Genomic DNA, 10,907 nt, shown 5'->3' with positions numbered 1-10,907 from the left:
TCATTTTAGCAATACTATGAATTCTAACGGACTTACCAATGGGGATGGTATGCTCTTAAAGCACCTATAACAACAATTTTAATTAACATATAACTGTCTTGAAAAACTTATGTAAATACAAGAAGCCGGAATTTAAATCCCGGCTTCTGTGTTTTATTCTAATTTTTTCTTACTTCTGAAATTGCCTAAGTAAAATTGAATTAAACAAAACCATAGCTTCCCAAACTATGGTAACATCCTTTTAATCCATCTATCAATTGTCTCAATCTTTCTTTTATAATAATCCTAATATAAATCAATTAAATATTTTTCAAATCAAATCAATGAGTTTAACGTGGTAACTATATCAATTAAATTTAAAAGTGCCTCAAAACACTCGGGTACTTTCCAACTTAAAACGAAAAACAAATCATTCAACCCCAAAACTGCCACATTGGCAAAAAAGATTTTTTCATCAAACTCAAAAACCTCATCATTGACAGTCGCAAGTCGCGCATCGAAGTAGGTGACCGACTCATTGTCAGTTGCGAGCCGCTCACTTATGAAGCCAACTGACTCATTGTCAGTTAAACATTAATCATCAAAGAAGCCAACTGACTCATTGTCAGTTGCGAGCCGCTCACCTATGAGTCCAACTAACTCATTGTCAGTTGAAAGTCGCTCACCAAAGTAGTCAACTGACTCATTGTCAAACAAAGATGACACTGGAATTTATTCATTAAGATTTACTTGTTTTTGGAATAAATCATACTCCCTTTTCATTAGAACCAGGTAAAGTTCACTTCAGGAACAAATAAATTCAAATGAATTAAAATACATCAATATTGTAATTTTCGAATCTGAAAATTCAATATGTTTCATTATCCCCGCAAGCACGTAACAATTTAATTGGTTAAACCTATTAATGTACTGACAAATAATCGGGTTCTAACCCGAATCATTCCACTTTTTTATGAAGGACATAAAAACGGGAAATAAGTCTGTTATTTTTCCCCTGAAAATTATTCAAATCAAGCATTGTCTTTTCCTCTATTTTGAAAAATCCTGTCCAATCCTCTTTAGATATATCAATATTGGTAAGCAAAGCAAAGTTATCCATTTGTATTGTCAGCATATCATCCGGATTTTCCACAAAAGGAATTTTATCTCCATAAAACCAAATGGCTTCCGGAGGAATATATCCGTAAGCAAAAACTTGCAATTGCTCCTCTTTCACCATATTTTTAAAAATTTCCATCCTTTGCCTGCTTTGTAAAAGTTGATTTTTATATAAAGGCGGCAAAAGAAGAAAAATAAAGACATACAATGCAATAGCCCCATAAACCAACCCGATAATTTCTTTTCGGATAAGCTTGCGAAACATAATAATTCCCATTAACGGGAAAACAGAAAAAATCAACACCCACCAAAAATTAAAGTTGGTAATCTTCTCAATGAAAATCAGTCCCAAAGGAATAACCAAACCGGCAAAAGAAATTAAACCAAAATTCAAATAGACGGGTATTCGCTCGCTTTTTTTCATTGAAGAAAATCGCCGACAAATATATTCAATATAAAATCCGGTATTTATGGACAATGGTATCAGAACAGGCATTAAATAACGCGTCTTTTTTTCGGGCACCAATGATAATAATAGAACTGAAAAGAGTGTCCAAAGCAAACTAAACCGATAAGCCTGTAAGTTAGAAACCCTTTTTTTCATATAGGGATAAATCAGAGCAACCAAAGCAGGGATGGTCCACAATCCGCTCTGTGCGAAAAAACTCCAGTAATAGTAGAATGGCCGAACATTGTAACTGCCCCAATTGGAAGTCTCTTTTTGGGCGATGGCAACAAAAGTCTCCGGGTCTTGCCATCGAACATAAATATACCACCATCCGCCTACTACTAACATTAAAACAATTGAAGCAAGCAATCCAAAAATCTTTCCTTTGTATTGCCGAAAAGAGAAATTAACCCCAAAGGCCAACAAAAAGGGAAGCATCAAGGCATACATTGATATTGGTCCTTTGCTCAAAAAAGAGAATCCACCCAAAACCCCAGCTAACAATATATTCTTAAACGAATGTTTCTCTTCATATAAAAAATAGTATAAATACAATAGTGCCATCAACATAAAGCCATGAGTATAAATATCCCATGGTGCTTCAAAAATAATAGCGGTAACATAAAATGAAGTGGCTGTAATAAAACTATTAATTCCGCAAAGCCATGGACTAAGTTTTAAAGCCTTTGAAAAAAAGAAAACCACCACCGAAATAACCATAATCATCATAACCGCAGGCAATCTCATAGCCCACAAATTATCCAATCCTCCTAAATAGCCGGCGATGGCCGACAACCAGGTAGGCAGCGGAGGCTTTTCGTATCGTGGCATTCCGTTCATGGTGGTAAGCAACCAGTTGCCGTCAGTAACCATTTCTCGGGCGGTAATGAAATTCCTGGCCTCCATTATAGATACCGGAACCAGATGAAGATAGGGGAGCAACATCAAACCAATTAAGAAGACTACACTTATAAGCGGCCTTTTTTCAATACAACGGATTATCATCGACATAATCAATACATTTATTTATTGATCTCTTTTTTTTCTCTCATATTGCTTCGATAATACAAAAACAGATTACGGCTATAAATTAATAGTCCGGATAATTGACCAATTATGATTACCGGATCCCGCCTTTCAATGGCATATCCTGCAATTATCAAAGCACCGGTTATACTTATTATCCAAAACATTGGCGGCAATATGGATTGTTGCTTTTTTTCGGAATAAATAATTTGATAGACAAACCTAAAAGTAAAAATAATTTGTCCGATGGTTCCTACTGTATATAGCTGTAAGGAAATATCCGGGTTATCCACGATATCTTCCAGACTGTAGCCGCTATCATTGAAAATTAATAAAACAAAAGCCAGGATTGGAGCACCTATAATCAACCACCGAAACAAGGGATACATCGTGTTCCAATTGCGATTCAGATGAAGGTTACGGATGTAAATAAAGTAAGATACAACCTGCCCTCCCATCAGCACAATATCTTTGCGCAAAATGCCATATAATAAAAGCAGAAAAGAAGCTACAATGCTTAATTGCCAAAATATATCGGGTGAGACCACTTTTTTTGCTTTTTCCGACAACAGCCATTGCACCAGCAGACGAGCCGAAAAGAGCCCCTGAGCCAAAAAGCCCAAACCAAAAATAAAGTAAGAATTGATCATGAGCGTTCCTGAATTTTATATTGGATATTCCGTTTCCGCATCCATACAAAGGCAAAGGTATCAAACAAAGGACCTACAAGGCGATTAAATAAATGATATTTGGCTTCTCCGGCAATGCGAGGGAAATGACGTACAGGAATTTCTTTAACCGTCCCTCCTTTCAGCATGATAAGCGCGGGCAAAAAGCGATGCATCCCCTTAAAAAAAGGTATTTCCTGAGCCGCCTGAGTGTGCATTATCTTCAGTGGACAGCATGTATCCTGGATGTTGTCTTTAATCATCCAACGTCGGAAAGCATTAGCAATGCGAGATGACACTCTTTTAACAAAGGTATCAGAACGATTTTGACGGATACCATTAATCAAGGTGTATTCCCTCATGTAAGGATAAAACAACAAAAAATCCATGGGATGAGTCTGTAAATCAGCATCTATATATGCTGCATAAGGAGTGTCTACATGATCAATGCCGGCTTTTAAGGCAGTGCTTAAACCACTATTTTTTTCTAAGGACAAATAATCATATTCATCCTCTTCCGAATATTTTCGAATTAGCTCCAGACTGCCATCTATTGAATGGTCATCAACAAAAAGAATTTTTGTTTTTTCAGGACTCTTACGAATAAATTGGTCCAATTCTTTTTTGAGGCGTGGTAAACTTTCCTCTTCATTAAATACGGGTACTATAACAGTAAGACTATATTTTTTCTCCATTAAAAAATACTTTTCTCTTTTTAAAGTTTCAAAATTAGAATAATACCTATTCCCAACCAACAGTAAAGTTGCATTTTTTGTATCCGAAAGCCGTATTCGATATATTAACACTGAACAATCCGGGCCTTAACCCGTTTATCTTTTACTTCCTTCAAGAATCCAAAACGGGAGTTAAAATCTCCCAATGATTGGTTCAAGTATTAATTCAGGACACATTTTATTCTAAAAGGCAACTTCAAAAAAACGGGCGTGACCATGAAAATTGGTCTCAATACGCCATTAGGTCATGCGAATCCCTTGAGACCAATGATTTAGAAAAAAAACGTCAGAGGTGATTTTTCCCAGAAACTATTTCCATAAAAGTCTTTTCTCATAAAGATTAACAACATTAGTATTAATAGGTTTTAACTTTTAAAAATTTGATGCCATGAAGTTTATTACTTACAATGCCAGAAACTTTCGGGAAATTGAGTATATGCGCTATTTGCCGGAAAAAGTAAAAAAAGAAATTGACATTGTTTCAAAAGTAATTCCTTTTAAGACCAATAACTACGTGGTGGATTACCTTATCGACTGGGAAAATTATGAAAGCGACCCTATTTACATTCTTAACTTTCCCAATCGACATATGCTTACCGACGACCAATATGGTCGATTGACGAAAGCTCTTAACAGTGCTTCGGCCAGTAATGAAGTCAATAAAGTCATTTATGATATCAGGATGGAAATGAATCCTCATCCAGCCCAGCAAATGACCAATGTTCCTAAAATGGATGGGGAAGAACTCAAGGGAATGCAACATAAATACAAAGACATCGTGCTGTTTTTTCCCAGCCAGGGTCAAACCTGTCATGCTCACTGCACTTTTTGCTTCAGATGGCCTCAATTTATTAAAGACCTTGACTTAAAATTTTCAATGCGAGAAATTCAGAAGGTCATCGAATACATACGCCGTAACGAAAACATTAATGAAATCCTGTTCACCGGTGGCGACCCCATGGTTATGGACCCAGCGACAATACAAAATTATATCAATGCACTCATTGATGCCAAAATACCCAATCTTCAAAATATCAGATTTGGTACTAAATCATTAAGTTACTGGCCTTTCACTTTCCTTCCCAAACACAATGAAGAAGCTACACAAATCCTGGATATTCTTAAGCACATTACCGATAGCGGCTTACATCTTTCTATCATGGCTCATTTTAATCATCCTAATGAGTTAGATACAGAAGTGGTTCAGGAAGCCATTCGCAACATCCGTGCTACCGGCGCTGAGATACGGACTCAAGCCCCCGTGCTAAATCATATTAACAACCGTAGCGAAGATTGGGCTCGTATGTGGAAAAAACAAGTCCAACTGGGACTGGTTCCTTACTATATGTTTATCGAACGAGAAACAGGTCCTTACAACTATTTTAGTCTTCCACTGGCAGATATTTATAGAATGTACCAAAAAGCGATGCGCGAAACGGGCAGTTTTGCCAAAACAGTGACCGGTCCCGTTATGTCGGCATCAAAAGGAAAGGTTCAGATAATGGGCATTGTCACTAATCCGCTCGACGGTTCAAAATACTTCATGATGCAATACATCCGTCATCGTAATTACAGCGAAACGTTTAAACCGTTTTTAATGCATTATGATGAACAAGCCACCTGGGTCGACCAACTCAAAGAAGTGGAAATGCCGGAATTAATCCCCGGATGATATTCTGCAATGCCCATATAGTTAGCCATTTTAATTCAGCTAAAATTTGAAGTTTTTGATTTTAGCAGAAAGCTGAAACAAACATGTTTTGCATTGTAAAAAATTATTAGCTATGCCTCAAACAATTCAATCACAGCATATACAAAAAAAACAAGAGAATAAACCAGATGTAACTGAAACCACCCTTCACGTAATATATGGCAGCCGTACCGGTAACTCCCAATCAGCAGCAAAACTGGCATATGATTATGCCCGTCACCTGGGTATCGCCAGTGAAATTCACGACATGAATACGATGAATCCTGCCTCAATAGCAAACATGAAAAACATCCTGGTGGCTGTCAGCACTCATGGCGAAGGCGATCCACCGGCCGTGGCCGAAAACTTTTACCATTTTATCCATTCGGATAAAGCACAGCTCCCTGCCGAAACAAAATTCAGTGTTCTTGCACTGGGTGATAGTAGTTATAAAGATTTCTGCAAAACAGGTCACGATATCAGAAACCGGTTGCTGGAATTGGGTGCCTCGGAAATCTCACCGCTTGTTGAATGTGATATCGATTACGAAGAAAATGCAAAAAAATGGGTGCAACAAGCTGTAGAAGCTTTCGAAGCCCTTGTGCCCAAAACCATCCCGCAAAGCAAAAAAGAATTCGCCTTCGAGATAAACCGGGTCGATTCCGAAAACGACAACATTTTTTATGCTAAAGTAAAAGAGATTAAACGTTTAACAGATGCCAGATTTCCGAAAAGAACCCTTCACATGGTATTATCCATGGAAAAATTCGCGGACGACTACCAACCAGGCGACTCTTTTGGAATCTATGTACACAACTCACGTCTGTTGGTGGATAGACTCCTTAAACAATTAAAATTCGATGGTTCAACAACCGTTGAAACCGCCAAAGGGCCTCGTTTGCTTAAAGAAGCACTGGTTGAAAATTACGAAATAACAGTGGTTACCCCTCTATTGGTTGAAAAGTATGCCAAAATTGCATCCAACAATAACCTTATTTCCTTAATATCGGATAAAGCACTGCTCCATAGTTATTGTGAGACCAGCGATGTTTTGGACCTGGTAACCGACTTCCCGGGAACTATTACACCTCAGGAATTAATTGACCTCCTGCGGCCACTAAACCCAAGACTATACTCGGTAGCCAATGCTCCCGAGGTTTTCCCTCATGAAGCTCATTTTACCATTGGACTCATTGAATATACTCAAAAAGGAAGGCATCATACCGGGGTGTGTTCTACATACCTTTCCGACCGCATTGATGAAGGCGATGCCATTCCTGTATTTCTGGAAAAAAATGAAAAATTCAGGCTTACCGAAGACGACTCCAGACCAATAATTATGATTGCCACCAGTACGGGCATTGCACCCTTCAGGGGTTTTCTGCAGCAACGTTTAAATAGAAAAGCAACAGGTGAAAACTGGCTTTTCTTTGGTGACCGACATGCTCAAAGTGATTTCCTGTACAAAGATGAGTTGGAAGAGTTTCAAAAGGCCGGAATACTTACCCGGTTAGATACGGCCTTTTCACGCGACCAGGAACATAAAATTTATGTACAACATCGCATGAAACAACATAAGAAAGATCTCTTCCGATGGATCGACAAAAAAAAAGCAATAGTTTACGTTTGTGGAAACAAGCGAACCATGGGGCAAAGTGTAAAAGACGCACTGGAGGATATTATTGCTTCAGAAGGCCATTTATCTAAAGATCAAACTTTAGATTACATCCAAAATATGAAAGATGAAAAAAGATTGCTTATGGACCTATATTAACATCATTCCAACAGATTATTATTTGTCGAGAGAAACTCGCACGGTTAAAGTTTAAACATATTTTCAAATTGTGGGAAAGCCTCTTGCCATGGTCATTTCATCTGAACCATATATAACAGACCATTCTGCTTACATTTGATTTATCAAGCTATAACGTTTGCTGTACTATGTGCTAAAAATGCAAAACCATGCTTCGGAAAGGGATAATCCCATTCCGAAAGCATGGTTGCATTTTTTCTTAGCTATTTTAATTTCCAGCTAAAGGAACAATTGTTTAAACAACTTAGCTGGTTCTTCACCAACAAATCTATTTTACAAGCTTTATAACAAACCCGTAGCTGTACGATTTTTCGGTCAGGCGGTATTGCTCATGCGTCCAGGCGCCCCAGCTGTTGTCACCTCCAACACCCATCTGTTTTAAATCAATATCTACCGAGGTCAAATCCCGCGGTTTCACGTCGGTAGTATGGCGCTGGACAGGACGCTCTTCGCCTTTTTCCCACCGTCCGTCGGTGCGTCGGGGCGACTCAAAATCTTCCATGATATTATGATGAGCCGACACTTCCAGCAACTGTTTGCCTTCGAATCTCAGTCCTTCCCCCTCAGAATTGGTTATCATAACCCATCTGACATCGGTTTTATTACCATTCTCCTGCGGACGGATATATGGCCAATACTGATCCGCTACGCTGCCGCTATACAAATCAACAAACGCACTGGTCTTGCGGTCCTGGTATGATTCATGAGGCCCACGGCCATACCACGTCATTTGGTCATACTCGCGAGGCATATGCAAGGTCATGCCCATACGCGGTATTTCAGGAAGATTATCTTTTGCCATGGCAAAATGATTATCCACTTCTATTTCGGCATTGCCTTTTACCAAATACGTGCTGTGATAGGTTGCTATTTTTTCACCATTCTCACTGTTCAACAGGTCATATTCAAATTTGACCATTAGCTGGCCCTCACCTTTCTCTTCCACTTCGGCTTTGGTAACCTTACGGTTTTCACCGGCTTTTCGCCACATGCGACTGCGGATGGGCATGTTATTCCCAAAATCATTATCGGTAGGTGCACGCCAGAAGTCAGGCTCGGGACCTTTCAATAACAGTTCCTTTTCTTCTGACTTAAAGCTGGTCATTACCCCTTTTATCATGTCAAAGGCTACACTAAACCCTTCGCCCGTTATTAGTAATTGATCGCCTTGCTCTTCGTATTTGATCTTTCCTAACTCCTGTGGCGTCTTCTCGGGAACATATACCGGCAATTGGAATTGCTCGGCTGCCAATACCGTACCTGCCGGAACCAACCCATATTCTTCCTTTAGTTTTGCCCTTACGGTCAGGAAATATTCTGTGCCGGGTTTTACTGTAAAATTCAAATCGGCATTAACCGTGGCTTTCTCATCGGGTAAAAGTGATATCTTACCAAAGTTCCCACTCTTTATCAATTCGCCGTTGCCTTTAATATCCCACTCAAAATCAAACAGGTCGGTTGAAATAAAGGCATACTTGTTTTCTATTGATATGCTGCCTTTTTGTAAATCTACCGGTCGAAATTTAATGTATTGATAAACTTTCTTAACCTCTTGTAAAGCGGGATGTGGAACCCGGTCGGGATTCACCACGCCGTTTATACAGAAGTTACCATCCGACGGAACTGTATCAGGACCAAAGTCGCCGCCATAGGCCCAATATTGCTCACCATTTTCATTTTCGGTTAGTAACCCCTGGTCTACCCAGTCCCAGATAAATCCTCCTTGCATTACTTCATATGATTCAATAACATCCCAATAATCTTGAAGATTTCCCACACTATTACCCATTGCATGGGCATATTCACATTGTATTAACGGCTTACTACCGTCCTCCTTTGCATATTTTATCATCCACTCTATTTTGGCATACATTGGACAGAAAATATCTGTATTGCGTCCACCATGCGCCTGCTCATATTGAACCGGACGGGTACTATCTTGAGATTTCAAATAATCATACGTGGCATCAAAGTTTACACCGTTTCCGGCTTCATTACCCAATGACCAAATGATGATTGAGGGATGATTCTTGTCCCGCTCGTACATATTGCGCGTACGATAAAGATGTGAGGACTTCCAGACCGTATCTTTGGCCAACGATGCCTTTCCATAACCCATGCCATGAGACTCGATATTGGCCTCATCAATCAGATACAATCCATAGCGGTTGCACAACTCGTACCATCGCTCCGGCTGTGGATAATGCGACGTCCGTACTGCGTTGATGTTATGCATCTTCATCGTTTGGATGTCCTTTATCATGGTAGCTTCGTCAACCACATGCCCTGTCACCGGATGATGCTCATGAAGGTTTACACCTTTCAGGTAAACATATTGTCCGTTTACCAACAGTGTATTCCCTTTAATCTCAACCCGACGGAACCCTACATCCTGACGCAGTACCTCCAATACTTGACCACTCGGGTCTTTCAGCTTTATTACCAACTGATATAAATTGGGCGTCTCTGCACTCCATCGTTTGACATTGGCATATTCCGATTTAAAGGTTGCGGTACCTTCGGTTACTTCTGCGGTGAACCGGTCCAAAACAGCAGTACCATCATATAAGATCGCCTCTAGGGTTACTGGCGTTGTGGTTGATACATTTTCCAATTCTGTTTCCAGGCTAAATATCCCGGTAGTATAATCATCCGCTAATCCTGCGGTCACTTTAAAGTCTCTTATGTGTTGCTTCTCGCGAGCCATCAAAAACACATCCCGCGTGATACCGCCTAACCGCCAGAAGTCCTGGTCTTCCAGATAACTCCCGTCACACCACTTGTATACCTCTACGGCCAAAGTATTCTCTCCGGGCTTCAAAAAAGAGGTGATATTGAATTCGGCAGGTGTTTTGCTGTCTTCACTGTAACCTACCAATTGCTCGTTAACCCATACATACATGGCTGAACTCACTGCACCAAAATGCAGATAAACCTCTTTCCCTTTCCAGCTTTCCGGAATGGTAAAGGTCCGTTTATAGGAACCTACCGGATTGTAATGGTCCTGAATCGTCGGGGGTGTCTTGGCATGAGGATACTGAGAATTGGTATAGATAGGATAAGTATACCCTTCCAACTCAAAATTGGCAGGTACTTTAATAGTTCCCCAATCCCGGATGTCATAATCGTCTTTGAAGAACCATTTCGGCCGTTCAGAGGGATTCTCCGACAAATGAAACAACCACTCCCCATTAAGGCTCTTTATCAACGATGAAGCCCATATGTCATCTTTCGACGCTTCTTCCTCACTGGCAAAGGGTACATACCATGCCCGAGGCTCTTCCTTATTTATTTCATTAACCGCCGGATTTTCCCAGTCCGGGGGTGACTTCTCCTCAAAGGGAACATTGCTGTAATCGTTGTATCGAGTACATGAGAAAAGAGAAAGACTCATCACTAAAAATAAAATACTTCGTTTCATGATTTTATG

6 protein-coding genes are annotated in these 10,907 nt (G+C 39.8%); 2 read left to right on the top strand and 4 right to left on the bottom strand.

Features of this window, described 5'->3' with window-relative positions; all coding sequences use genetic code 11:
- Window positions 1-937: 937 nt before the first annotated feature.
- Genes BM130_RS14285 through BM130_RS14275 form a run of 3 tightly spaced genes read right to left on the bottom strand, consistent with a single transcriptional unit; the run spans window position 938 to window position 3,935 of the window.
- Window positions 938-2,557, bottom strand: coding sequence for an ArnT family glycosyltransferase (locus BM130_RS14285; RefSeq protein WP_029626599.1), 1,620 nt, complete (start codon window positions 2,555-2,557; stop codon window positions 938-940).
- Window positions 2,558-2,568: 11 nt separating this feature from the next.
- Window positions 2,569-3,222, bottom strand: coding sequence for a lipid-A-disaccharide synthase N-terminal domain-containing protein (locus tag BM130_RS14280; RefSeq protein WP_010527641.1), 654 nt, complete (start codon window positions 3,220-3,222; stop codon window positions 2,569-2,571).
- A complete protein-coding gene (locus BM130_RS14275; RefSeq protein ID WP_029626600.1) occupies window positions 3,219-3,935 on the bottom strand; it encodes a glycosyltransferase family 2 protein in 717 nt (238 codons plus the stop codon). Before BM130_RS14275 ends, BM130_RS14280 begins: the two co-directional genes overlap by 4 nt.
- A gap of 427 nt (window positions 3,936-4,362) precedes the next feature.
- Here BM130_RS14275 and BM130_RS14270 point away from each other — a divergent pair, with 427 nt between their 5' ends.
- Both BM130_RS14270 and BM130_RS14265 read left to right on the top strand, forming a co-directional pair.
- The gene (locus BM130_RS14270; protein ID WP_010527643.1) at window positions 4,363-5,646 is read left to right on the top strand and encodes a KamA family radical SAM protein; all 1,284 of its coding nucleotides are present in this window, start codon (window positions 4,363-4,365) and stop codon (window positions 5,644-5,646) included.
- 112 nt (window positions 5,647-5,758) lie between these two features.
- Window positions 5,759-7,438 carry a diflavin oxidoreductase gene (locus tag BM130_RS14265; protein WP_010527644.1) on the top strand — a complete coding sequence of 560 codons (1,680 nt, stop codon included), beginning with the start codon at window positions 5,759-5,761 and terminating at the stop codon, window positions 7,436-7,438.
- Window positions 7,439-7,745: 307 nt separating this feature from the next.
- Here BM130_RS14265 and lacZ read toward each other — a convergent pair whose 3' ends face one another.
- On the bottom strand, window positions 7,746-10,898 hold the full coding sequence (gene lacZ / locus BM130_RS14260) for a beta-galactosidase, LacZ type (protein WP_044138675.1): 3,153 nt from the start codon (window positions 10,896-10,898) through the stop codon (window positions 7,746-7,748).
- Window positions 10,899-10,907: the final 9 nt, after the last annotated feature.

Origin of the sequence: Thermophagus xiamenensis, assembly GCF_900112795.1 — a bacterium.
GTDB classification, from domain to species: domain Bacteria; phylum Bacteroidota; class Bacteroidia; order Bacteroidales; family Marinilabiliaceae; genus Thermophagus; species Thermophagus xiamenensis.
Note: the sequence above shows the minus strand (reverse complement) of the source record. Positions and strands in the feature narration are given on the sequence as shown.

Excerpts from the sequence above, each read along its gene's own strand:
- BM130_RS14265 (WP_010527644.1), top strand. The coding sequence starts at position 5,759 with ATGCCTCAAACAATTCAATCACAGCATATACAAAAAAAACAAGAGAAT.
- BM130_RS14270 (WP_010527643.1), top strand. The coding sequence starts at position 4,363 with ATGAAGTTTATTACTTACAATGCCAGAAACTTTCGGGAAATTGAGTAT.
- BM130_RS14280 (WP_010527641.1), bottom strand. The coding sequence starts at position 3,222 with ATGATCAATTCTTACTTTATTTTTGGTTTGGGCTTTTTGGCTCAGGGG.
- lacZ (WP_044138675.1), bottom strand. The coding sequence starts at position 10,898 with ATGAAACGAAGTATTTTATTTTTAGTGATGAGTCTTTCTCTTTTCTCA.
- BM130_RS14285 (WP_029626599.1), bottom strand. The coding sequence starts at position 2,557 with ATGTCGATGATAATCCGTTGTATTGAAAAAAGGCCGCTTATAAGTGTA.
- BM130_RS14275 (WP_029626600.1), bottom strand. The coding sequence starts at position 3,935 with ATGGAGAAAAAATATAGTCTTACTGTTATAGTACCCGTATTTAATGAA.